The 25351-nt window shown below is 34.7% G+C and carries 22 protein-coding genes; 12 read left to right on the top strand and 10 right to left on the bottom strand.

All coding sequences use genetic code 11. The features are described 5' to 3' along the window. Positions 1 to 933 precede the first annotated feature (933 nt). On the bottom strand, positions 934 to 1611 hold the full coding sequence (locus E0F89_RS11055; RefSeq protein ID WP_131909841.1) for a DUF4294 domain-containing protein: 678 nt from the start codon (positions 1609 to 1611) through the stop codon (positions 934 to 936). Positions 1612 to 1693: 82 nt separating this feature from the next. Here E0F89_RS11055 and E0F89_RS11060 point away from each other — a divergent pair, with 82 nt between their 5' ends. Together E0F89_RS11060 and E0F89_RS11065 are read left to right on the top strand one after the other, a co-directional pair. After that, positions 1694 to 2782, top strand: a complete 1089-nt coding sequence (locus E0F89_RS11060) for a M42 family metallopeptidase (protein ID WP_131909842.1) — start codon at positions 1694 to 1696, stop codon at positions 2780 to 2782. Positions 2783 to 2956: 174 nt separating this feature from the next. After that, positions 2957 to 3412, top strand: a complete 456-nt coding sequence (locus E0F89_RS11065; RefSeq protein WP_131909843.1) for a DUF1801 domain-containing protein — start codon at positions 2957 to 2959, stop codon at positions 3410 to 3412. Positions 3413 to 3469: 57 nt separating this feature from the next. Here the strand turns inward: E0F89_RS11065 and E0F89_RS11070 are convergent, their stop codons facing one another. The 5 genes from E0F89_RS11070 to E0F89_RS11090 form a co-directional block, all read right to left on the bottom strand. Beyond that, on the bottom strand, positions 3470 to 4423 hold the full coding sequence (locus tag E0F89_RS11070) for a phosphoribosylaminoimidazolesuccinocarboxamide synthase (RefSeq protein ID WP_131909844.1): 954 nt from the start codon (positions 4421 to 4423) through the stop codon (positions 3470 to 3472). 103 nt (positions 4424 to 4526) lie between these two features. Beyond that, positions 4527 to 6875 carry a S9 family peptidase gene (locus E0F89_RS11075; protein WP_131909845.1) on the bottom strand — a complete coding sequence of 783 codons (2349 nt, stop codon included), beginning with the start codon at positions 6873 to 6875 and terminating at the stop codon, positions 4527 to 4529. Positions 6876 to 6924: 49 nt separating this feature from the next. Next, a complete protein-coding gene (locus E0F89_RS11080) occupies positions 6925 to 7740 on the bottom strand; it encodes a Cof-type HAD-IIB family hydrolase (RefSeq protein WP_131909846.1) in 816 nt (271 codons plus the stop codon). A 211-nt stretch (positions 7741 to 7951) separates the two neighbouring features. After that, on the bottom strand, positions 7952 to 8902 hold the full coding sequence (locus E0F89_RS11085; protein WP_131909847.1) for a PhoH family protein: 951 nt from the start codon (positions 8900 to 8902) through the stop codon (positions 7952 to 7954). Positions 8903 to 8924: 22 nt separating this feature from the next. After that, entirely contained in the window at positions 8925 to 9452 is a 528-nt protein-coding gene (locus E0F89_RS11090; RefSeq protein WP_131909848.1) for a hypothetical protein, read from the bottom strand. A gap of 121 nt (positions 9453 to 9573) precedes the next feature. On the opposite strand from E0F89_RS11090, the gene E0F89_RS11095 reads away from it, so the two are divergent. The 5 genes from E0F89_RS11095 to dnaN all read left to right on the top strand — a co-directional run bounded on the left by E0F89_RS11095 (position 9574) and on the right by dnaN (position 14425). Further along, positions 9574 to 10401 (top strand): SAM hydrolase/SAM-dependent halogenase family protein, encoded by an 828-nt coding sequence (locus E0F89_RS11095; RefSeq protein ID WP_131909849.1) that lies wholly within the window; start codon positions 9574 to 9576, stop codon positions 10399 to 10401. Between the two features lie 63 nt (positions 10402 to 10464). Then, positions 10465 to 10761, top strand: coding sequence for a putative quinol monooxygenase (locus tag E0F89_RS11100; protein WP_131909850.1), 297 nt, complete (start codon positions 10465 to 10467; stop codon positions 10759 to 10761). A 31-nt stretch (positions 10762 to 10792) separates the two neighbouring features. Next, positions 10793 to 11518, top strand: coding sequence for a gliding motility-associated ABC transporter permease subunit GldF (gene gldF, locus E0F89_RS11105; protein ID WP_131909851.1), 726 nt, complete (start codon positions 10793 to 10795; stop codon positions 11516 to 11518). Then, on the top strand, positions 11518 to 13203 hold the full coding sequence (gldG, locus tag E0F89_RS11110; protein ID WP_131909852.1) for a gliding motility-associated ABC transporter substrate-binding protein GldG: 1686 nt from the start codon (positions 11518 to 11520) through the stop codon (positions 13201 to 13203). Before gldF ends, gldG begins: the two co-directional genes overlap by 1 nt. A 103-nt stretch (positions 13204 to 13306) precedes the next feature. Continuing rightward, positions 13307 to 14425 carry a DNA polymerase III subunit beta gene (dnaN, locus tag E0F89_RS11115; protein WP_131909853.1) on the top strand — a complete coding sequence of 373 codons (1119 nt, stop codon included), beginning with the start codon at positions 13307 to 13309 and terminating at the stop codon, positions 14423 to 14425. Positions 14426 to 14548: 123 nt separating this feature from the next. Here the strand turns inward: dnaN and E0F89_RS11120 are convergent, their stop codons facing one another. Further along, on the bottom strand, positions 14549 to 15238 hold the full coding sequence (locus tag E0F89_RS11120; protein WP_131909854.1) for an SIMPL domain-containing protein: 690 nt from the start codon (positions 15236 to 15238) through the stop codon (positions 14549 to 14551). 54 nt (positions 15239 to 15292) lie between these two features. Further along, positions 15293 to 15931, bottom strand: coding sequence for a rhomboid family intramembrane serine protease (locus tag E0F89_RS11125; protein ID WP_131909855.1), 639 nt, complete (start codon positions 15929 to 15931; stop codon positions 15293 to 15295). Positions 15932 to 16045: 114 nt separating this feature from the next. Between E0F89_RS11125 and E0F89_RS11130 the strand changes: the two genes are divergently transcribed. Then, positions 16046 to 16915 (top strand): lysophospholipid acyltransferase family protein, encoded by an 870-nt coding sequence (locus E0F89_RS11130; RefSeq protein ID WP_131909856.1) that lies wholly within the window; start codon positions 16046 to 16048, stop codon positions 16913 to 16915. A gap of 92 nt (positions 16916 to 17007) precedes the next feature. Here E0F89_RS11130 and E0F89_RS11135 read toward each other — a convergent pair whose 3' ends face one another. Both E0F89_RS11135 and glmM read right to left on the bottom strand, forming a co-directional pair. Next, the gene (locus E0F89_RS11135) at positions 17008 to 18495 is read right to left on the bottom strand and encodes an aminotransferase class V-fold PLP-dependent enzyme (protein ID WP_131909857.1); all 1488 of its coding nucleotides are present in this window, start codon (positions 18493 to 18495) and stop codon (positions 17008 to 17010) included. A gap of 180 nt (positions 18496 to 18675) precedes the next feature. After that, positions 18676 to 20064 (bottom strand): phosphoglucosamine mutase, encoded by a 1389-nt coding sequence (gene glmM / locus E0F89_RS11140; RefSeq protein WP_131909858.1) that lies wholly within the window; start codon positions 20062 to 20064, stop codon positions 18676 to 18678. A gap of 199 nt (positions 20065 to 20263) precedes the next feature. Between glmM and E0F89_RS11145 the strand changes: the two genes are divergently transcribed. The 4 genes from E0F89_RS11145 (at position 20264) to E0F89_RS11160 (ending at position 25298) form a co-directional block, all read left to right on the top strand. Further along, a complete protein-coding gene (locus E0F89_RS11145) occupies positions 20264 to 20848 on the top strand; it encodes an acyl carrier protein phosphodiesterase (RefSeq protein WP_131909859.1) in 585 nt (194 codons plus the stop codon). Between the two features lie 66 nt (positions 20849 to 20914). Continuing rightward, the gene (ggt, locus tag E0F89_RS11150; RefSeq protein WP_131909860.1) at positions 20915 to 22600 is read left to right on the top strand and encodes a gamma-glutamyltransferase; all 1686 of its coding nucleotides are present in this window, start codon (positions 20915 to 20917) and stop codon (positions 22598 to 22600) included. Positions 22601 to 22803: 203 nt separating this feature from the next. Beyond that, positions 22804 to 23472 (top strand): DNA alkylation repair protein, encoded by a 669-nt coding sequence (locus tag E0F89_RS11155; RefSeq protein WP_131909861.1) that lies wholly within the window; start codon positions 22804 to 22806, stop codon positions 23470 to 23472. 41 nt (positions 23473 to 23513) lie between these two features. Further along, positions 23514 to 25298: a chloride channel protein gene (locus E0F89_RS11160; RefSeq protein ID WP_131909862.1), complete on the top strand. Its 1785-nt coding sequence runs from the start codon at positions 23514 to 23516 to the stop codon at positions 25296 to 25298. The last annotated feature ends 53 nt before the right edge of the window (positions 25299 to 25351 follow it).

Here is a 25351-nt window from a genome sequence, read left to right on the forward strand (position 1 = left end):
TCTTAAAACGGCTGTCAATTCAATATGTCTAGGAACGTGTTCTTATCTTTTTTTCCCTTCATTTGAGTCACATTGTGTCTCTCTGGAAGCGGGTGCAAAAGTACAACTTTCTTTTTAACTGGCAAGTAAATTTTGAAGTTTTTTTGAAATAATTTTTATCTCGTTTTCTTCTCGTTTTCTTATCAATCTATCAAGGAACTTTGCTTGTTTTGCGGGGTGCAAATGTAACATCCGTTTTCTAATCTCACAAGCTTTTTTTAATCTTTTTTAGAAAATAAATTTTCTGTTTGATTCGTTTTGCTTGCCAGTATTTGAAAGAACGTCTGCGTTGTTGCGGGTGCAAAACTACACCGTTTATTGGGTTATTCAAGCTTTTTTAATACTTTTTTTTGATGTTTTATTAAAGTAAACTTTAACTCGCTGAAACCGTGAATTTTGAAAGTAAAAGTTTTTTCATCTCCTCAGCCTTCTCCGAAGGAAATGGTGATGAAATGGCTAAAAACTGTGGATGTCTTTATATATCGGTGTTCTTGTTCTTTTGAAATTCACACCTTATGCCTGTTTTTACTGCTTCCGACTTCGCTTTGCATCCTTAAAAAGTCATCGGTTACTATCATAAGAACAAAAACAAAAGATTTAAACCAGTTAAATTGATTTATCCTATACCTTATATATAGATGGACAATGCTTTTATAATCTCTCCTATATATGGTTACCGGATTTTATGTTGGTGTGAGTTCTTCTACTCTTGATTTAACTGAATATCTTAATTATTCGAGGACCGCGTTAGGGATAGCAGCGAAAAGCCCACAGTCCCGCCTTTTGCGGGGCGAGGACTTGTAGCGAAAAGCCCGACTTATTATATAAAGAGAGGCGATTATCCTTTTTGGATAATCGCCTCTCTTTATATAATAAGGAACGCACAAATGAATTTTATTTCTTCAGATTTTCGGCTCTGGCCTCCCAGGAATCCGTTAGGTTATTATAATCCACTGGTGTTGCCGGATTTTGGTTTTGCAATCTTCCGGAGTCAAATGCCCGAACTAATATTGTTTCTATCAAATAGTCTACATTAACATCGAAAGGCGCATACTTTGTTTTTAAATTGATATCAAACATACTTGCCGCCGTATTTGACCAAAATGCTTTCCAACCACTTTTGAGGCTTTTCACCAATTCATATGTTGTGGTGCCTGTTTGACGATGAATCAATTTGACTAATATTTGACCTTGTTTACGGGAAAGCTTTTTGAGCTTGGCTTCGAACTCGTCATTCAAATAACTTTCTACTATTTTGAAATATCTTTTTTTCTCCTTATTAGTTTTCAGGTTTGCCATTCCTTTATTAAGAATAGTTAATCGCTCTGAGGCTAGTTTTGCATATGGATAGGTTTTATAAACCCTACTTTGAAGCAATAAAAACTGCTTTCTAGCTTCAGGATCCGTTTTTCCCTTGTATATTAAAATCTCCGGTAATTGAATGGTGTCATTAAGAATAAATTCATCTTCTCCTAATTCGTACCCCATCTTTGTGGTATCCTGAGGTATTACCTGTCCATTTACAGACAGAGTGGTAAATAAACAAAATAACAAAAATTTAATTAGCTTCATATAGAGAAATTTTATTGCCAAAATTATACATTATATCAACAACTGTAATGCCAAATTTATAATTTAGCAAAAAAATAATTTTATGAGCACTAAATCAATATTAAACAAGTCATCACTTGAGTTTTTAGAAAACTACCTTAATAATGCATCACCTACAGGATATGAAAGTGGCGGGCAGAAATTATGGATGGAATACTTGAAACCTTATGTAGATACTTTTATAACGGATACCTACGGTTCTGCTGTTGGAATCATAAATCCGGATGCACCATATAAGGTAGTGATTGAAGGTCATGCTGACGAAATTTCCTGGTACGTAAATTATATTACGGATGATGGGTTGATCTATGTAATAAGAAACGGTGGCTCTGATCACCAAATTGCACCTTCAAAACGCGTTAACATTCATACTAAATCAGGAATTGTAAAAGGGGTTTTTGGCTGGCCGGCTATTCATACTCGAAACAGAGATAAAGAAGAAGCGGCAAAAGTTGACAATCTATTTATTGACATTGGTTGTGAAACTAAAGAACAAGTTGATAAAATGGGCGTTCATGTAGGTTGCGTGATTACATATCCTGATGAATTCATGATTTTGAACGAAAACAAATTTGTTTGCCGCGCCATTGACAACCGTATGGGCGGGTTTATGATTGCCGAAGTGGCTCGTTTGCTACACGAAAACAAAATAAAACTTCCTTTTGGATTGTATATCACTAATTCCGTTCAGGAAGAAGTAGGTCTTCGTGGTGCAGAAATGATTACCAAAACGATCAAACCCAACGTAGCCATTGTTACCGATGTTTGTCATGACTCCACTACTCCAATGATCGAAAAGAAAATTGAAGGAGATACAAAAATTGGTCGAGGACCTGTAGTCACTTATGCGCCTGCAGTTCAAAATAATTTGAGAGAACTGATTTTAGAAACTGCAATGGCAAAAGAAATTCCGTTCCAAAGGTTGGCTTCTTCTCGCGTTACCGGCACAGATACTGATGCTTTTGCGTACAGTAATGGCGGTGTTGCTTCGGCTTTGATATCTTTGCCGTTGCGATATATGCACACTACGGTTGAAATGGTACATCGTGATGACGTTGAAAACGTGATTAAATTAATTTATGAAACCTTATTGAAATTAGAAAACGAAGAAACATTCTCTTATTTCAAATAGTTTTTAGGAGCTAATCCCGCTATCCGTTACAATCTTTCTAGTCCTGAACTTGTTTCAGGATCCTGAAATAAATTCAGGACTAGAAAGGATTTCCGCTTTTATCGGGGCTAAAAACCGCAGTTCAAATTATGAATTGCGGTTTTTTTATTAAATTTACTCAATCAATTCTTAAAAATGCAATCAACTACCACATCAATCGAAGCCTATTTAGACGAAATTCCAGAAGAGAGAAAAGATGCTTTTACAAGACTTCGAGAAACTATTCTTGAAAATATTCCAAATGGATTTGTTGAACAAATGTCCTATGGTATGATCGGTTATGTTGTGCCACATTCCATTTATCCAAACGGCTATCATTGTGATCCAAAATTACCGTTACCTTTCATAAGTATTGCTTCGCAGAAAAATTTCATCGCATTTTACCACATGGGAATTTATGCCAAGCCGGAATTACTCAATTGGTTTATTACTGAATACCCAAAACAAAGTGAACAAAAATTAGATATGGGAAAAAGTTGCATCCGATTTAAAAAGATGGACCAAATCCCGTTTGACTTAATTGCTGAACTCGTCCAAAAAATTTCGATTCAGGAATGGATTAATTGTTATGAATCAGCATTTAAAAAATAAAAAAAACCGCAATTCAAAATTATGAATTGCGGTCTTATTTATTTTTATAAAATTGTCCTATCTATTCGCTAGATATTCCAAAACATTTTTTTCGATTCTTTCATCTATATTGGTGATATCTGCTTTTACAAATTTCTCTCCTAAGATATTTTCGTATAATTCAATATATCTTTCAGAAACTGTTTGGATGTATTCATCAGTCATTTCAGGAATTTGTTGCCCTTCCAAACCTTGAAAACCATTTTCGATTAACCAACGACGAACAAACTCTTTCGATAATTGTTTCTGTTCTTCACCGCTATTTTGACGTTCTTGGTATCCTTCTGCGTAAAAATAACGAGAAGAATCCGGTGTATGAATTTCGTCAATCAAGACAATTACCCCTTCTTTAGTTTTACCAAATTCATATTTGGTATCCACCAAAATCAAACCACGACTAGCAGCAATTTCAGTTCCTCTTTGATATAAATCTCTTGTGAATTTTTCTAAAACAACATAATCTTCTTCAGAGACAATTCCTTTCAATAAAATATCCTCCCGCAAAATGTCAGCATCATGTTCTCCGTTATCCGCTTTAGTTGTTGGTGTAATAATAGGTTCAGGGAATTTATCATTTTCCTTCAAATAGTCAGGCATTGAAACTCCGCATATTTCTCTTTTGCCAAGAGCGTATTCACGTGCAGCATGTCCCGAAAGATAACCACGGATTACCATTTCTACTTTGAAAGGCTCACATAAATGACCCACCGCAACATTAGGATCAGGAGTTGCAATCAACCAGTTGGGAACAATATCCTCGGTCAATTCCATAAATTTAGTAGCAATCTGGTTTAGAATTTGCCCTTTGTATGGAATTCCTTTTGGCAAAACTACATCAAAAGCCGAAAGCCTATCCGTAGCTACCATAACCAAAAGTTCGTCATTGATATTATACACTTCTCTTACTTTACCGCGGTAAACAGATTTCTGGTTTGGAAAATTAAAATCAGTAGTTGTGATGGTGTTGCTCATTATACTAGTTGTGTGTGTGTTTATTTTTGTTTCTGCAAATTTAAAACTATTTCATAGAGTTTCGCAAAGAAGAGAACTCTTAAATTTAATTTTATCTCTAAAGTTATTTTTTAAGCAAGGTGTCGTTGAATAAATTTAAGATTCGGCTGTATTCATCTACCCACGAATAAGTTTCTTTAAAACCATGAGCTTCCACCGGGAAACTTGCTAAACTCCATTTTTTCTTACCTAATTCGATAAAACGCTGAGACAAACGAACAATATCTTTATATTCCACATTGTCATCTACCATTCCGTGAAGCATCAACAAATCGCCTTGTAAATTATCTGCAAAATAGATTGGAGAACTTTTCTTGTAAGCATCCGGATCCGTCTCAGGGAAATTAAGAATGTTTCCGGTGTAACCATGATTGTAATGCGCCCAATCCGTAACAGAACGTAAAGCAGCTCCCGAAGCAAACTCTTTTGGAGTTGTTAGCATTCCCATCAACGTGATGAAACCTCCATAAGAACCACCATAAATCCCAACTCTTGACGCGTCAATTCCGTAATTTTCGACTAGATATTTCTTGCCGTCAATTTGATCCGTTAAATCTTTTCCGCCCATAAACCGGTAAATTCCTGTTCTAAAATCACGTCCGTATCCATCGCTGCCTCTATAATCAATATCTAAAACGGTATAGCCTAAATCGACCAATAGATTATGAAACATGTATTCTCTGTGGTACGTACTCCAAAAGTTATGAGCGTTTTGCAAATAACCGGCACCATGCACAAACAAAATGGCTGCTTTGTTCGCATTTGCAGTTTGTGGTTTGTACAATCTGGCATTTACGGGAGTTCCATCCTGCGCTTTGAAAGTGATTACTTCCGGTTCACGCCAAGAATATCCTTTGAAACTGTCAGATGTTGATGACGTAATCTGATTTAAGTTGGTATTCTTTTTATTAGGCGCTACATACAGTTCCCAAGGTTTATTTTTATAGGAATAACGAACCAATAAGGAACTTTCGTCTGGTGATAAACTCACTTCATGAGCGCCATCTTTTGTTAAAATAGGTTGCAAAACGGCATTTGCGACGTCTAATTTATAAAAGTTTCTGTTTCCCGGATGCGTAGTTGTTGTGGTTAAATAAAAAGACTTTTTATCTTTTGCCAAACTTACGTTACGCACTTCCCAATTTCCTTTAGTCAACTGTGTTTTCTTTTTTGACTTTAAATTATATGAATACAAATGAGAATAACCCGTTTCTTCGGACTGAAAATAAACAGTTTCATTATCCCCCAAAAATCCAAGCGTTCCTCTACCATACGAATTAGAAGGAATTCCAGGTCCGCCAATCCAAGCTTCATCATGTTGATGATCTATTTCCTGAAAAGTCCCATTTTGTAAATTCAAACTAACAATCCATCGGTCTTTGTTATCCTGACTTCTAATTTCACTAATTGCATACGAACCATTTTCATTGTAAATAGGTTCTTGAACAACAATCAATTTATCCTTTTTCTCAACAGTTTTTGATTTTTCATAGGTCTCAAAATATTTAGGAACATCCTGAATATGACTTAACGATGAAAAATTCAAGAAATAAACAGAATCTTTGGCGATGTTATAAATCCCGAATTTAGTTGCCAACAAATTATCTACAGAAACTTTTTCCTTCGTGTCTTCAATTTGGTTGAAACCATCGGCTGTTATAAAACGTTCCATTTTTTCACTTTTTCGTTCCGAATCTTCTATTAATCTGAAGGTGGCGAAATTTCCTTTTGGATCTACTTTCAAGCTTCCAAAAGTGTTTTTTCCATAATAATAAGGTTTTGGAAAATCCGATTTTGTAGTTTTTGATTTTGCCAAATTCCATTTTTTCAGTGCTTCTTGATCTCTTACAAATTGAAATAATTCCTCTTGTTGGCTTTTCAAAAAAGAGCCTTTATCAGTGGCTTTCTCATCTGATTTTCCTTTACGAAAGTTCGTGATTTGAATAATCGAACCTTCATTGGTATTGAACTGAAAAAGGTTTTCATTTTGTCTGAAATAAAGTACTCCTGGAACTACACCCATTTGCAAATTAGCAATCGGACTGCTTTGTTGATACAATTTTTTTGAGGTTTTACTTTTTACAGAATACGAAAACAATCTTCCTTTATCGATGTAATAATACAAATCCAGATTGTTTGTTTTCTTGAAATCTAATTTTGAAAAAGCAGCTTCATTTGGTGTTGCCAATTCAGGTTTTGATAATCCATTTTTCCAAAAATAAGTACTGGTACCCAATTCATTATTTGGGTTCCAATCAAAATAAACTTTCTGTCCATCTAAAGACCATCTTTCATTCTCTGGTTGCGCACCAATGAAAGCATTGCCTTTCATGATTTCTTCCAGTTTTAGCGTTTGACTTTGAATTGCTATGGAAAACAAAATACAGATAACAAGGATTATTTTTTTGTTCATTTGGTTTTAGTTTAATGTGTAAATAGAGAAATATCGTTGGTTAAAAAAATTAAGTATTTAATAATTCCTGAGCTATATATTTGGCAACTCCTTCATTATCATTAGTCATAATTACTTCTAAATGTGAAAGTTTATTTTTCAGGCTCTCAGGTGCGTTTCCCATCACCAAAGCTTTACCAGAGGATTTGAGCATATTTTCATCATTATAGCCATCACCAAAAGAAATGCTTTGTTCGAAAACAAAATTCTCTTTTTCCAAGATTTTGGCAATCGCAAAACTTTTGTCTACAGCCTTGTCCATAAATTCCAAACAAATAGGTAGACTGAAAGCATGACTAAAAATTGCTGAATGATTTTCTAAAATTCGGTCTCTTAATTCAATTAATTTCGAATGTTTTTCGTGTGTGAAGAATAATTTTATTCCGCTGACATCATCCAAAGTATCGAAATCAACAATTTCAGGTAAGTAATTTAATTCTGTCTGAAAACTATTTAATTTTTCATTTATTTTATTGGTTTGCCAAACATTTTCTTTGAATAAAACGGTCGTAATCTCCGGGTCTATACCTAAATTTAATATTGATTTAATATCGTCACTATTTATATCAAAAGAAAAAAGCAATTCTTTTTCAGGAGAATGAATTCGAGCGCCATTTGAAGTAACTAAATAAACCGGACATCCTAATCCTTCCACTAAAGGCATTGCATCCAAGTGGTGGCGGCCTGTTGCTACAATAATTAAATAGTTTTGATTGTGAAGTTCTTGAAAAACAGTTTTGGTATATTGGGAAATTTTGTGATCTGAATTGAGTAGAGTTCCGTCTAAATCACTGATAACTACTTTAATTTTTTCTTTTAAAATCATTTCTTTTTCACTGACATTTTATTAATTCCAAATTTATTGCATTTATAAGACATACAAAAGGAATCAATTGGATTTTATTTAAAGCTTTGCGGATAAACTGGTACTTTTTTTATAAAAATAATGAAGCGGAAAGAAAATTCATTTACTACTTAAAATGAACTCGCTTTCCGCTTCAAACTTCTTTGTTTCTGATTACAACGAGGTTTTTATCCTAATCTGTATTCTCAATTGTCTTATACGCATCAATCACTTTCTTAACTAATCGGTGACGCACAATGTCTTTGTCATCCAGATAGATAATTCCAATTCCTTCGACGTCTTTAAGAACTAATAAAGCCTCTTTGAGTCCGGAAATAGTTCGTCTTGGCAAATCAACCTGACCCGGATCACCGGTTATCATAAATTTAGCACTTTTCCCCATACGAGTCAAAAACATTTTCATTTGCGAATGCGTGGTATTCTGGGCTTCATCCAGAATTACAAATGCATGATCTAGTGTTCGTCCGCGCATGAATGCCAACGGCGCAATCTGAATTATTCCCTTTAAAATATAATCTTCCAGTTTTTCATTCGGCAACATATCGCGCAATGCATCATATAATGGTTGCATGTATGGATCCAGTTTTTCCTTCATATCACCCGGAAGAAAACCAAGATTCTCCCCTGCTTCAACTGCGGGACGCGTCAATATAATACGTTTGACCTGTTTTTCTTTCAGCGCTTTTATAGCCATGGCAACTCCCGTGTAGGTTTTTCCGGTTCCGGCTGGTCCAACGGCAAAAACCATATCATTTTTTTCCATCGTATCCACCAACAATTGCTGATTGGGCGTCATGGCTTTTATGATTTTTCCGCCTACTCCATGCACTAATATTTTATCCTGTCCCTGAAATTTTCTGTCTTCCTGAACGTCACCAAGAATTACGCGTTCAATTACATTGTTATCAATATTATTGTACCTGGAAAAGTGAACCATTAATCGTTGAAAACGTTTTTCGAACTCGTCCAAAACTTCTTTTTCACCAAAAGCTTTCAATGTTGTTCCCCGAGCGACAATTTTCAATTTTGGATAATATTTTTTAATTGTTTCAAGATGAGTGTCTTGAGCACCCCAAAAGTCTTTTGGAGCGATGTCTATGAGCTCGATTATTCTTTCGTTCAAATGATGTAGTTTTTAGGTTATTTTAGTTTAAAGTGAATCGCAATCCAACTCCGTTTGAATTGGTAATTAAATCCAGTTTTTGATTGTTAAATTGATCGCCAGTAGTAGCGTTTTGATTGTTATGTTCATTAACTACATTTTTAATTTTTTTAGAAAAGCCAATTTTTATTGGAATCGCTGCTACAATTGAAGCAATTCCAATATAAGTCAATAATGATGGATAATTGTTTTTCTCGTCCTTAAGAGCATACTGCCCACCTCCAATTGGTGTTGCTGATATTCCAGATGCAGTTACTCCCTGAACTAAATCAGCAGTCAAAAATCCAAGACCACCAATAAGCAAAATGTTTCCAAGTGTTTTTTTAGATCTACCATCATTGTAATCCGATAATAATTTTTCATTGTCTTTTAATAATTCCCTTACTTGATTGGGTGAAATTTTTTGACTTTCAGAATCTAAAATAGTTCCATTGGACTTGTAAACTAATTTTTGTGAATGCGATTGTAAGCTACAAAAGAAAACAAGAAGAAAAAATAGAGGTTTGATCATGTGTCAGTTTTAAATTGAAATTAAAAATCTAATTAATTAAAGCCGAAAATACTTTAGCTTTGCGTTTCTCAAATTTAATGAAAATTAGTTTTACAAAACACCAATAGTTATAAACAAATTTATGTCAATAATTACCCTTACTTCCGATTATGGCTTGAAAGACCACTTTGTAGGTGCGCTAAAAGGGAAAATTTTATCTGAGTATTCCGAAGCTAAAATAATTGACATTTCACATGAAATTGACCCATTCAACACGGTAGAAGCAAGTTACATCATTAGTGCTTCGTATGCGAGCTTTCCAAAAGGAACTGTTCATCTTATTGGTGTGGATATGGAACACAATAAAGAAAACCAACATATTGTGATGCAATGGAATGATCATTATTTTATTGCCGCCGATAATGGTATTTTAAGCATGCTTTCGCAAAAAATTGTCCCTCAAAAAATCGTGGCAATCAATATTCACGATCGTTTACCCAGTGATGCAGTGGATCTGGATGTGTTTGTAACCGTTGCCTGCCATTTAGCCAAAGGTGGTTTGATGAACGTTATTGGCAAAGAAATAAATAAGATTAAACAAGTCACCGACTTACAAGCCGTTTTGGCCGTTGATGGGAATTCGTTGAAAGGACACGTCATTTACATTGACCATTTTGGGAATGTAGTGACCAATATTTCTAAAAAATATTTTATAGAAGTTGCCAAAGGAAGACCTTATGAAATTGTTATGAAAACCAAAAATATCAAAACCATTTTGCCCAATTATTCCGCAATTGCAAGTTCCGATAAATATCCGATTAAATCGTATGAAGGTGAAAAATTGGCGATTTTCAATGAAGCCGGTTTTCTCGAAATTGCTGTTTTCAGAAGCAACCCGTCCACCGTTGGATCAGCACATAGTTTATTGGGCCTGAATTACAGAGATGTTATTATTATAAAATTCGTTTAAAGTTTACGGTTTAAAGTGGAGCAACTTTATACCGTAAACTTTATACTTTAAACAAAAAATCTAATGTTAGTACGAATAGTAAAATTGAGTTTTCACGAGGAAAATATTCCTGCATTTTTAGAAAACTTTGAGTTAATGAAAGATAAAATACGAAATGCGCCTGGAAATCGTTTCTTAGAATTGTATCAGGATAGAGACAATAAAAGTATTTTCTTTACGTACAGTTATTGGGAAACCGAAGATGATTTGGAAAATTACAGAAATTCTGAACTTTTTTACGATGTTTGGACATTCACCAAGAAATTATTCAACGGCAAACCGGAAGCGTGGAGCGTGGATAAATTAGTCACTTTAGAATAGAAAATAGTTTAAAGTTTAAACAAAAAAATAAATGAAATCAATAGTTTTACGAGAGATAAAATCCTTTTTCGGTTCGCCCATAGGTTATTTAGTGATTGCCATTTTTCTGATTATTAACGGATTGTTTCTTTGGGTTTTCGAAGGAGAGTATAATATTTTGAATACCGGTTTTTCTGATTTGACTCCGTTTTTCACCTTGGCGCCTTGGATTTTGATATTCTTAATTCCTGCCGTAACAATGCGAAGTTTTTCGGATGAAAAAAAACAAGGAACATTAGAATTATTGCTAACTAAACCATTGAGTATTTGGCAAATCGTAAACGGAAAATTTCTTGGCGCTTTACTTTTGATTGTAATGGCAATAATTCCAACATTTATTTATGTGGCCGTTATTTCCAATTTAGGAATGCCTGAAGGCAATATCGATATGGGCAGTACGATTGGTTCTTATTTTGGATTATTATTCCTGATTGCCGGGTATTCCGCCATTGGAGTATTCACCTCAACATTGTCTGATAACCAGATTGTGGCTTTCATCGTTGCGGTATTTTTATGTTTCTTCTTCTATTTTGGATTTGACGGTTTAGCTAAAGTTGTACCAAATATGTCTTCCATAATCGCTTCTTTAGGAATGCAAGATCATTTCAAAAGCATGAGCCGAGGGGTATTAGACACCAGAGATATCCTTTATTTTACAAGCATAACCGTTGTCTTTCTTTCATTTACTGTTTATAATCTCAAATCTTTCAAATCGTAATGACTACTTCTAAGAAAAATAACCTAAAATCAATATTGATTATCCTCGCTATTGTAGTGTTTGCGAATGTAGTAGGAAGTTCATTATTTCATCGTTTTGATTTAACAAAAGATAAAAGGTATACACTTTCGCCTACGTCTTTGAATATCATTAAGCAGGTTCAAAATCCGTTGTCTATAAAAGTATATATGCAAGGCGATTTACCGCCTGAATTCAAGCGTTTACAACAAGAAACGAAACAATTACTGGAAGAATTTCAGGCGTACAATAACAATATCGTGTTTGAATTCGTAGATCCTTTGGAAAACGAAGACGCCAGCATGGACAATATTAAAGAGTTGTATCGAAAAGGGCTTACGCCAATAAACATAACCGTTGATGACAAAGGGAAGCAGTCCCAAGCGATGGTTTTTCCTTGGGCAATTGCCGTTTATGACAATAAAGAAGTTAATATTCCATTGTTAAAAAATATTATGGGCGCTTCAACAACCCAGAAAGTGATTGGTTCCGTTCAGCATTTAGAATACTCCATCGCTGAAGGGTTGAATAAGATTACCAAAGCAAAACAAAAGAAAATCGCTGTTATTAAAGGAAACGGTGAACTTCAGGATATTTTGATGGCTAAATTTCTTTTGCAGGTTCGCGAAAGTTATTTTATAGGCCCATTTACTTTAGATTCCGTTGCCAAAAATCCTATCGGAAGTTTAGAAGCATTAGAAAAATATGACTTGGCAGTTATTGTAAAACCTACTGAAACGTTTACCGATGCGGAGAAACAAGTTTTGGATCAATTTATTATCAATGGCGGAAAAACCCTGTGGCTGATCGACCAAGTTTCGGCAGAAATGGATAGTTTGTATGATGCTTCAGGAGCAACTTTAGCGTATCCAAGAGATTTGAATTTAAATGATATGTTCTTTAAATATGGAGTCCGAATCAATCCTGATTTAGTAAAAGACGAACAAGGAAGTCCAATAAAACTGGCCACTGGAGAACAAGGAAGTGCGACTCAATTTCAGGAATTCAACTGGAAATTTGCGCCGCAGGTGTATCCAAACAGCTTGCATCCGATTGTGAAAAATTTAGGTGGAATCAAATTTGATTTTGCGAATTCAATCGACACCTTGAAAAACGGAATTAAGAAAACCATTTTGTTGGAATCGTCACAATATTCGAAGAAAATAGGAACACCCGCAGAGATAAATCTTAACATCGTTGTCGAAGAAACGTCACCAACTGATTATTTAAATAAAGGAAAAATTCCACTTTCTGTTTTACTGGAAGGTTCTTTTCGCTCGATGTTTGAAAATAGAGTTTTGCCATTTGAGCAAAAAACATTTCAAGCCAAAGGAAAAGAGAACAAAATGATTGTGATTTCGGATGGGGATTTGATAAAAAATCAATTGGATAAAAATCTTCAACCGGTCGAATTGGGATATGACCAAAGGTCTGGAAATTTGTATGATAATAAAGATTACCTGATAAATTGCGTCAATTATCTATTAGATGATACCGGACTTATTAACATTCGAAGCAAAGATCTTGATTTACCTTTATTGGATAAAGAAAAAGTTTATGAAAACTACACTCGGACACAAATCCTAACTATCGGGCTTCCAATTCTTATTTTGGCACTTTTTGGTGTGGTATTTACTTTCCTTCGAAAAAGAAAATATAGTAAATAGATGTTAATAAAAAAGTTTCGAAACTAAAATAGTTTACGATATATTTGTAGAATGTATCGTATTTCGGATTTAAAGAAATACTTTAAAAAATAAAACAAAACAGATGAAATTTATAGTATCGAGTTCGTACTTATTGAAACAATTACAAGTTTTAGGTAACGTGATCAACAGCAGTAATACTTTGCCTATTTTAGATAACTTTTTATTTGATTTAGACCATAATGTGCTGACGGTTTCTGCTTCTGATTTAGAGACAACCATGTCAGCTACATTAGGAATTGATTCAGAAAGTAAAGGAAGCGTTGCTGTTCCTGCAAAATTACTTCTGGAAATCCTTAAAACATTCCCGGAACAACCCTTAACTTTCACGGTTGAAGAAAACAGTACGATTGAAATCAGTTCTAATTCTGGAAAATATGCTTTGGCTTATGCTCCCGGAGATGAATTTCCAAAATCGGTTAACTTAGACGATCCATCGGTAACACTTGTCCCTGCTGATGTTTTGGCAACAGCCATAAGCAAAACTATATTTGCTGCCGGAAACGATGATTTGCGTCCGGTAATGTCTGGTGTTTTCTTTCAGTTTTCGCCACAAGGATTAACATTTGTTGCCACTGATGCTCACAAATTAGTAAAATATGCGCGTACTGATGTAACCGCTTCTCAAGTGGCTGATTTCATTATGCCGAAGAAACCTTTAACTATTTTAAAAAATATTCTTGGTACTGCGGATGCTGAAGTGAAAATTGAATACAACGATTCGAATGCTACTTTCTCTTTTGATAATTATGTTTTAATGTGTCGTTTGATCGATGGAAAATATCCAAATTACGAAGCGGTAATTCCAAAAGAAAATCCAAATAAATTAATGATTGACCGTTCTCAATTTTTGAGTTCTGTGCGTCGTGTTGCTATCTTTTCGAATAAAACTACACATCAGATTCGTTTGAAAATCGCCGGTGCTGAGTTGAATGTTTCTGCTGAAGATATTGACTATTCCAATAAAGCTGAAGAAAGATTGACATGTGATTATCAAGGTGATGATATGCAAATAGGGTATAATTCTCGTTTCTTGACAGAAATGTTGACCAACTTGCAATCTGACATGATTATGCTTGAAATGTCATTACCAAACAGAGCCGGAATCCTTACTCCTGTTGATGGATTAGAAGAAGGTGAAACGGTTACGATGCTTGTAATGCCAGTAATGCTGAACAGCTAGTTCATTTTAAAAATACGCTATTAACCAAACCATTTTATATTTAAAAAACCGTCTCGATAAATCGGGACGGTTTTTGCTTTTATTAAAATTATAAATATTTGGTTTTACTTTTTAATAACAATCCTATTCTAAAATAAAACTCACACTGACATTAGCGGTGATATTAATTTCGCCTAATGCCAATGTTTCTCTTGGTGCATCAGCATCACTTCTTTCCATTGTTTTCATTGCTGAATACACCGGTTGCGGATAAAACGTTTGTGAATTGTCAGATATAGTCATCGCACGACCCACTTTTTGTCCTAAAACAGATACATAATCCTCTGCTTTCAATTTTGCCTCTTTCATCGCTAGCTTTCTTGCTTCTGTTTGATATTGCGCTAATTTAGAAGATTGGAATATTACAGTATTAATTCTGTTAATGCCTTCGTCAACTAAGCCTTCCATTAATTCGTCATATTTTGATAAATCTCTCAATAAAATTTCGATAGTTTGAGTTGCGTTATAATTGTGTTTCTTTTTTTCATAATCGTATTGCGGATTCAATGCAACACGTTGCGTTTTAAAATCTGCAGGTGCCAGATTCATTTTTTTAATAAACTTTAAGACGGCTTCTATCTTTTGATCATTTTGTTTTTTAACGTCTTTGGCATTATTCCCTTTTGTTTCAACAGTTACAGCGATAGTAGCCTGATCCGGAATAACTTTAACTTTTCCTTCCCCATTTACATTTATTTGAGGAATCTGTTTTACTTCTTGCCCGTAGGAAATTGTCAAAAATAAAACTGACAGTAATAGTAGTACTTTTTTCATGGGTTATATTTATTTAATTGTTTTTGTTGTAATTATCTTTCAAAAGTTGTGCCATTAAAGTTTGCCCATTTTTTCCATCACAAAAAGAATAACTATTGGAATAGTTAATAATAGTACCATCAGAGTGTTCTCTACTAATAGCGTAGGCTGCGTAATCAGTGTAATCAAATAGCCGCCAACTGCTCCGCCAAAATGAGCCGTATGTCCAATATTGTCATTCTTGGCTTTCATTCCGTAAATCGAATATAGTAAATAAAGAATTCCAAAAATGTAAGCCGGCATTGGAATAATGAAAAAGATGCCCAACATCATGTCCGGCTGCAGTAATATCGCCGAATATAAAACTCCCGTTACGGCTCCAGATGCGCCAACCGCTCTGTAACCATAGTCATTTTTATGAAAAACCATCGTCAGCAAACTTCCAAAAATTAAACTCGCAAAATAAATCAATGCAAAGGAGAAATCTCCCAAATGGGCAATAACTACCGGAGCAAAAAACCACAATGTCAGCATGTTAAAAAGTAAATGGGTCATATCCGCATGCAGAAAACCAGAAGTTAACATCCGTATATGTTCACCCGCCCGAATACTCCCAACATGAAATTCATATTTCCTAAAAAAAGAAAGGTCATTAAAACCCTTATAGCTTATTAAAACATTTACAACAATTATTGCAATTAAAATGATATTCATAAAGTCAGTCTCTTGTGAATTGTAAATATAGTCATTCTCAAATACTGATACAGTACCCGCTCATATTTTATCTCAACAATCATTTTTACATTATATTTGCAAAAAAAAATCTGCATGCAGTTACTTGTTTTTATTATTGCTTACCCTTTACTTTGGCTCATTTCTATTCTTCCGTTTCGCGTTTTTTATCGGTTGTCAGATATAATGTATTTTCTAGTTTACTACATCATTGGCTATCGAAAAAAAGTTGTTCGGGCAAATCTTGCTATGGCATTACCTCATCTAAATGATGAAGAGCGTCTTATCGTTGAAAAAAAATCCTATCACCATTTATGCGATATGTTCTTGGAAATGACAAAAACCTTGACTATTTCATCTGAAGAAATGAGCAAAAGATTTACCATAACAAATATTGAAGTTATAAAGGAATACGAGAAAAAAGGAAAAAGTATTATGCTTATAGCCTCACATTACGCAAGCTGGGAATGGCTGATTACGCTTAACCAAAAATTATCCTTTCAAGGTGTAGCAGTTTATAAAAAATTAGCCAATAAATATTTTGATAAGCTCGTTAGAGACATTCGATCAAAATATAACACTGAATTAGTTCCAACGATAAAAACGATTCCGTTAATTTCTACTAATCAAAAAAATGGTGTTCTTTGTGTTTATGGATTAGCCAGTGACCAATCTCCAAAAACAGATAGAATATTTCACTGGAAAAGCTTTATGGGTATTGAAGTTCCAGTGCACACAGGACCTGAAATGTTAGCAAAAAAATATGACATGACTGTTGTTTTTGCAAAAGTTAAAAAGGTTAAAAGAGGATATTATGTACTTACTATAATTCCAATTAGCGACAATCCTAAATCCGTTCCTGACTTTGGAATTACAGATGCCTACATCAAGGAAGTAGAAAAACAAATACATGAAGCTCCTGAATATTATTTCTGGACACATAAAAGATGGAAACACAAAAGATAGTGTTCAGTGTTCAGTAAAAAAAATCACAAATTATAAACAAGAGTGTTTATAATTTGTGATTTTTTTTTAGTTCTTTTTAAATCCTAACTTTCTTATAAAGAAAACCAGTTTTTTACCAATTCATCTTCTAAAGGTTGTGCGTTCTTATTTACAAACTCGTTCGTCACTGGATTATAATCATAATCCAAAGCCCAAGTTTTATGATTTTCAGCCAATGCTTTTATTCCGTTACAAACAAATTCAATTTCAGCATTTGTAGTTGTTGGATGAATAGACATCCTTATCCAACCCGGTTTTCTGAGTAAATCTCCTAATGTAATTTCGTCAATTAATTTATGGGAGGTCTCCTGGTCAACATGCAATAAAAAATGTCCGTAGGTTCCGGCACAACTGCAACCACCACGAGTTTGAATTCCGAATTTATCATTCAATAATTTCACTCCCAAATTAAAATGCAGGTCTTCCACAAAGAAAGAAATCACTCCTAACCTTTGCTGATGCTGTCCTGCCAGAATTTTAATATTGGATACAGTTCCTAATTCCGAAAAAATATAATCTACGATTTCGTGCTCTCTTTTTAAGATATTTTCAATTCCCATTTGCTCTTTCAACTGTACAGCCAATGCGGTTTTTATTACCTGAAGGAAGCCTGGCGTACCACCATCTTCCCTATCTTCAATATTATCAATGTATTTATGTTCTCCCCAAGGATTCGTCCAACTTACTGTTCCGCCGCCCGGATTATCGGGAACCAGATTTTGATATAATTTTTTATTAAAAACCAAAACACCGCAAGTCCCGGGTCCGCCAAGGAATTTATGTGGCGAAAAGAAGATGGCATCCAAATAACTTTCAGCGTCTTCTGGATGCATGTCGATTTTTACATAAGGACCTGAACAGGCAAAATCCACGAAACAAAGTCCGTTATGCTGATGCATGATTTTTGCGACTTCATGATACGGCGTTACGATTCCTGTAACATTTGAACACGAAGTAATGGAAGCTATTTTAAAAGGTCTTTCTTTATATTTTTCCAGTAACAGTTCCAGATTTTCAATGCTGAATAATCCCTCTTCCGTTGCAGGAATAACTTCAACATCGGCTATAGTTTCTAACCAAGACGTTTGATTGGAATGATGTTCCATGTGCGAAATAAAAATAATTGGTTTCTTTTCGGCGGGAATGGTGATAAAATTTTTCAAGTTTTCTGGAACTTTTAAACCTAAGATTCGTTGAAATTTATTTACAACACCAGTCATTCCTGTTCCATCGGTAATCAAAACATCATCAGCATTAGCATTGACATGATGCTTGATAATATGCCGCGCCTGATGATACGCTTTTGTCATGGCAGTTCCTGAAACAGTGGTTTCTGTGTGCGTATTAGCCACAAAAGGACCAAATTGATTCATCAGTTTTTCCTCAATAGGACGATACAAACGACCACTGGCTGTCCAATCCGTATAAATAATTTGTTGATGTCCATAAGGAGATTCAAACCCTTGATCTATTCCGATTATGTTATCGCGAAACTGCTTAAAGTATTGCTCTAATAATGTTGGTGCTTCTTTGGTAATCATAACATATCTAATTTGAGTTCAAAGATATTCATTTTTGATGGAATTGAAATTTTAGCAACAATAAAGATATTTTCATTTTCAGCATAAATATTCGCTTCAAAAAATTTTGATTAGTTCGAAAAAAATAAAACCCTTTCAAATTTTATTTTGAAAGGGTTCTTTTTATAGATAATTGCGGAATTAAATTCCGGCAATTGCTTTTATTTCGTCTATGATTCGAAGTGCCAAAGCATCTGCCTTTTCTTGTGTAGAAGCTTCGGTATAAATACGAATAATTGGCTCGGTATTCGATTTTCTTAGGTGAACCCAATTTTCAGCAAAGTCAATCTTCACACCGTCAATGGTTGTAATATCTTCATTTTTGTATTTTTCCGTCATCGCAACAAGAATGGCATCCACATCAATTTGTGGCGTCAATTCTATTTTATTTTTGCTCATGTAATATTCCGGATACGATGCACGCAAAGCCGAAACTGTCATTTTTTTGTTGGCCAAATGCGTTAAAAACAACGCTACTCCCACCAAACTATCACGTCCGTAATGCAATTCCGGATAAATGATTCCGCCGTTTCCTTCACCACCAATTACGGCATTGTTCTTTTTCATTAATTCCACTACATTCACCTCACCTACTGCGCTGGCTTCATAGCTTCCGTTATGACTATTAGTCACATCACGCAGCGCACGGGAAGACGACATATTCGAAACCGTATTTCCTGGTGTTTTACTCAAAACATAATCAGCGCAAGCCACCAAAGTATATTCTTCACCAAACATTTCTCCGTCTTCACAAATGAAAGCCAAGCGATCTACATCAGGATCAACCACAATTCCTAAATCAGCTTTTTCTTTGACAACCAACTCTGAAATATCAGTCAAATGTTCTTTCAACGGTTCCGGATTATGAGGAAAATGTCCGTTTGGTTCACAGTATAATTCTACCACTTCAACGCCCATTAATTCTAATAATCTTGGAATAATAATTCCACCTGAAGAATTGACACCATCCACAACCACTTTAAATTTGGCTGCTTTTACGGCTTCAACGTCTACCAAAGGCAGATTTAGTACTTCATCAATATGAATATCCATGTAGGCATCGTTGATCATAATAACTCCTAAATCATCAACATCCGAAAAAACGAAGGCTTCAGCCTCAGCAATTTCAAGAATTTTTAGTCCTTCTTCGCCATTCAGGAATTCTCCTTTTTCATTCAATAATTTCAATGCATTCCATTGTTTTGGATTGTGGGAAGCCGTAAGGATAATTCCGCCTTCGGCTTTTTCAAGAGGAACAGCAACTTCAACCGTTGGCGTTGTTGAAAGACCCAAATCAATCACGTCAATTCCTAAACCAATCAAAGTGTTTACCACCAGATTGTGAATCATTGGTCCCGAAATACGGGCGTCACGACCTACCACAACAGTGATTTTTTCTTTTCCAATATATTTTTTCAACCAAGTTCCATATGCCGAAGCAAATTTAACGGCATCAACCGGAGTAAGATTATCTCCTACTTTTCCTCCAATAGTTCCTCGAATTCCTGATATTGATTTTATTAAAGTCATTGATTATTATTTTATTTTTTGAATTGTGAATTTTAAATTGCAGACAAATATAAAAAAGTTGTAAGTTGTAAAGAGCCAAAGCAACAAAGTTTTTTAAATAACAGTAAATTTTCAAAGTATTGATTGAACTTTGAAACTTTGTATCTTTGACTAAGCCATTTGGCAGACAGACGAAATAAACGCTGCAACTTAAAAAAAAATGAATTTCTTAGCACACATTTATCTATCGGGGGATCACGAATTAATCAAAATTGGCAATTTCATGGCTGATGGAATTCGCGGGAAACACTTTGAAACCTATCCAATAGAAATTCAAAAAGGAATTATTCTGCATCGTGCTATTGACACTTTTACCGATGCACATCCGATATTTAGGAAAAGTACTAAAAAATTGCATGAAAAATACCATCATTATGCGGGTGTGATTGTTGATGTTTTTTATGATCATTTTTTGGCTAAAAACTGGAGTACATATTCACAGGAAAAGCTGGAGGATTTTATCGAACGATTTTATCAATCCTTACACGATAACCACATTAATCTTTCGGAAAGAACCAAGCAAATAATGCCCTACATGATTCAGCACAATTGGTTAGTCAGTTATCAAACAGTCGAAGGAATTAACCGGATATTAACGCAAATGGATCAGCGAACCAAAAACGAATCTAAAATGCGGTTTGCTACCAATGAACTTTCAGAATTTTATTCGGAATTTGAAGATGAATTCACGAATTTCTTTCAAGAATTAATCCTATTTTCGAATACTAAAATAACTACTTTATGAAAAAAGGCTTTTTGTAAGGTTTTTGTTCCTTAAAATTCTATTCAAATATTAATTTATAGTATAAAAATGAAAAAAATTATTATTCTATTGAGTGTTTTGTCTCTTGGTTGTAAAACCCAAAATAATATGGTTCAGCCCACAGGATTGGTTGCTAATGCAGCAATGGTAGTTTCGGCAAGGGAAGAAGCTTCAAAAATTGGAGTTGAAATCATGAGAAGAGGCGGTAATGCTTTTGATGCAATGGTTGCAACCGAATTGGCTTTGGCTGTAGCCTATCCGTTTGCAGGGAATATTGGCGGCGGCGGTTTTATGGTGTACCGAAAAGCAAACGGCGAAATTGGATCATTGGATTACCGCGAAAAAGCGCCATTAGCAGCAACAAAAGATATGTTTCTTGACGAAAATGGAAATGTTATTAAAGGAAAAAGCACCGAATCTCCCCTTGCAATTGGAATTCCGGGAACTGTTGCAGGTGTTTTTGCAGTACATGAAAAATTAGGTTCATTACCCATTGAAGAAATTCTAAAACCTGTAATTGAATTGGCTGAAAGAGGTGTCGTTGTTACAAAAAAACAAGAAAACCGATTAAATGATTACCGAGACAAAATCATTAAAGTAAATGGTGACAAAACACTATTTGCAACCGCTTTCAAAGAAAATGATATTATAAAATATCCTGCGCTGGCTGCTACATTGAAAAGGATTTCAAAAAATGGCAGAGATGAATTTTATAAAGGCGAAACAGCTAAAATATTAGTGAATTACCTTCAGGAAAAAGGAGCAATAATCACTTTGGAAGATTTGGATAAATACGAAGCTAAATGGAGAACACCACTGATTTTTGATTATAAGGATTTAAAAGTGATTTCTATGGCTCCACCCAGCAGTGGCGGAATTTGTCTTGCCCAAATATTTAAAATGGCTGAACCCTTCGATTTAGCAAAAATGGGACATAATTCAACAGAAGCGATTCAGGTAATTGTTGAAGCCGAAAGAAGAGCGTATGCAGACAGAAGTTATTTTCTGGGTGATCCGGATTTTGTAAAAACACCTTTGAAGGAACTGACGTCAGATGACTATTTGAAGCAAAGAATGTCTAATTTTAGTTTTGAAAAAGCCACGTTGTCATCGGAAATGAAAGAAGGAAAAGTAATGTATAATGAAAGCACCGAGACGACGCATTATTCAATTGTAGATCAATTTGGTAATGCCGTTTCGTCAACCACAACATTAAACGATGGGTATGGGTCCAAATATTATTGTGACGAATTGGGCTTTTTCCTAAACAACGAAATGGATGATTTCAGTTCCAAACCGGGTGAACCTAATCTGTTTGGATTAGTGGGAAATGAAGCCAACAGTATCGCGCCACAAAAACGAATGTTGAGTTCGATGACTCCAACTATCGTGGAGAAAAACGGAAAATTATTCATGGTGGTGGGTTCTCCGGGCGGTTCTACGATTATTACATCGGTATTGCAAACGATATTAAATGTATATGAATATAGTTTGAGTATGCAAGATGCTGTGAATGCACCCCGATTTCACCACCAATGGTTACCGGATTTAATCACTTTTGAACCTAATACATTCGACACTACAACCTTTGAAACCCTGAAATCAAAAGGATATCTTATCAATGAAAAAACGAACCCTGTAATAGGAAAAGTGGATGCTATTTTGGTTTTACCAAATAAAAAACTCGAAGGTGGCGCTGATTTTAGAGGAGACGATAAAGCGGTTGGATTTTAGCGTAGACGAGAGACTTCAGAGAATAGAAAATAGAGAATAGAAAATAGAAAGTAGAAAATAGAACAAAGAGAATAGAAATTTAGGCAACTGATTTTATGACGTTTTTGAATTTGATATTTAATTTTACTATTGTTATTGAATTTTGCCATCGCTATTGATTTTTAGACATTGCCATTGGATTTTGCCATTGAAATTGACCATTTATGAGCTTTATACTTGCCTTAGAAAACGCTTTTGCGGAAAACAAAAATCCTGAAAATGCTTTTGCGATGGCAAAATACATGAAGAATAAATTTCCTTTTTTTGGAATAAAAACCGAGGAACGCAGACGGATTTTCAAGAAGATTTGGAAAGAAAATAAAGCAGAAGTTTCAGCAAACGCAAGAGCAATTGCTTTAGAACTACATTCAAAACCACAACGCGAGTTTCATTATTGTGCGATTGAAATTTTAATAAAAGAACTCAAAGGGAATTACAAAAAAGAGGACATTCTGCTTATTGAAAAACTTATTCTGAACAATTCTTGGTGGGACAGCGCAGATACTATTGCAAAGAACATTTTGGGTGGCTATTTATTGCAATTCCCATCGGAAACCAAAAATGTAATGGAACGTTTTTCAAATTCAGAGAATATGTGGTTGAACCGAAGCGCTATTTTATTTCAATTGGGCTACAAACAAAAAACGAATGCTGATTTATTATTTTCTGAATGCTTAAAAAAATCTCATTCAAAGAAATTTTTTGTACAGAAAGCTATTGGCTGGGCGCTAAGGGAATATGCAAAATCAAATCCAGAAGCCGTTAAAGAATTTGTGAAAACCGGTAATTTAAAACCATTAAGCACAAAAGAAGCGTTGAAAAATATGTGTTAGGATAAAATAATAGTAGTTTTGTGTCCCTTTTAAAAATCGTCATGCTCAAAAAATATTTTTCAAAATTAGAAATCATAATAGCTTTTGCACAGTCCATGCTGACGCCAAAGCAGTTTATATTCTTATCAGCGGTTTTGGTTGGTATTTCTTCCGCTTTTGCTGTTATCGTCCTAAAAACTTTCGCACATTGGGTATTTTCTTTTGCTACTTATGTCAACGGTATTTTAAAATTAGGGTTTCTTAATAGTATTCTGCCTATAATTGGTATTTTACTGACTGTTTTAGTAGTCAAAAAAGTATTAGGAGGAACCATCCAAAAGGGAACTTCGCAAATTCTATATGCTGTTGCCAAAAAAGCAAGTATTATTCCAAAAAAACAGATGTATGCACAAATCGTAACCAGTTCATTAACAGTGGGTTTGGGAGGTTCAGCAGGTTTAGAAAGTCCGATTGTAATTACGGGAGCTGCTTTTGGTTCTAATTATGCCCAAAAGTATAAATTAAGTTATAAAGACCGAACCTTATTAATAGGATGTGGAGTCGCAGCAGGAATTGCCGCTGCCTTTAATGCGCCTATTGCCGGAGTTTTATTTGCCATCGAAGTGCTGTTAGTTGATGTGAGTATTGCTGCATTTACTCCTATTATGATCGCCGCTGCAACAGGTGCTTTAGTTTCAGTAATTGCACTTGATGAGGAAATATTGCTTTCGTTTAAACAACAGCAGAGCTTTGATTATCATAACATTGCATACTATATTCTTTTAGGATTGTTCACAGGATTTATTTCGATTTATTATTCCCGAAATTTTCAGAAAGTAGAACATTTTTTTGCGAGACTTAAATTATCACCTTACAAAAAAGCGCTATTCGGTGCTTCGATTTTAGCAATCCTTATTTTCATTTTTCCAACGCTTTTTGGAGAAGGATATGAAAGTATCAAAACATTATCTGAGAATGATCCCGGGAAATTACTGGAAAACACCTTGTTTAGCGGTTTTCGAGACAATAGTTGGGCTTTATTAGTATTTGTAGGTTTCACTATGATGCTGAAAGTTTTTGCAACTGGAATTACTCTGGGAAGTGGCGGAAACGGAGGTAATTTTGCTCCTTCCCTCTTTTTGGGATCTTATGTTGGTTTCTTTTTCTCTAAATTTTTAAATCTGACAGGACTTACAAAATTACCGGTGAGTAATTTCACTTTGGTGGGAATGGCAGGAATCTTAAGTGGTTTGTTTCATGCGCCGTTGACTGCAATATTCTTAATAGCTGAAATTACAGGAGGCTACAACTTGATGATTCCACTTATGATTGTAGCTTCCATAAGTTTTGCAATTTCAAAACGTTTTGAAAAACATTCTATGGATGTTAAGAATTTAGCCAAAAAAGGCCATGCTTTTACGAGCAATAAAGACACCAATATCCTTTCGACTTTAGAGACCACTTCCATAATTCAAACGGATTATTTGACGGTTTCCGCTGATGAAAATCTAGAGAGGCTGGTAGATTTAATTTCTCATTCCAATCAAGTTATATTTGCAGTCGTTGATACTGAAAAAAACTTATTGGGCATTGTTCATTTTAATGATATTCGAGAAATAATATTCAATTCGTACCGCGTAAAATATACTTTGGTCAGAGAAATAATGACAAACCCCGCAGAAATCATTTCTCCAGATGACAGCATGGAAACCGTTATGAATAAGTTTGAAAAATCGAAAAAAGTCTTTTTACCGGTTCTCCAAGAAGGGAAATATTACGGTTTTATTTCAAAATCTTTTGCGCTTGAAGCCTATCGAACTAAACTAAAATCGATGACGATTGAATAATTTGCCAATTAGTTTTAACATAAACTTCTAAACTGTTACAACGAAAGACTAAA

The sequence above is a fragment of the Flavobacterium caseinilyticum genome, assembly GCF_004349085.1.
Taxonomy (GTDB): Bacteria; Bacteroidota; Bacteroidia; order Flavobacteriales; family Flavobacteriaceae; genus Flavobacterium; species Flavobacterium caseinilyticum.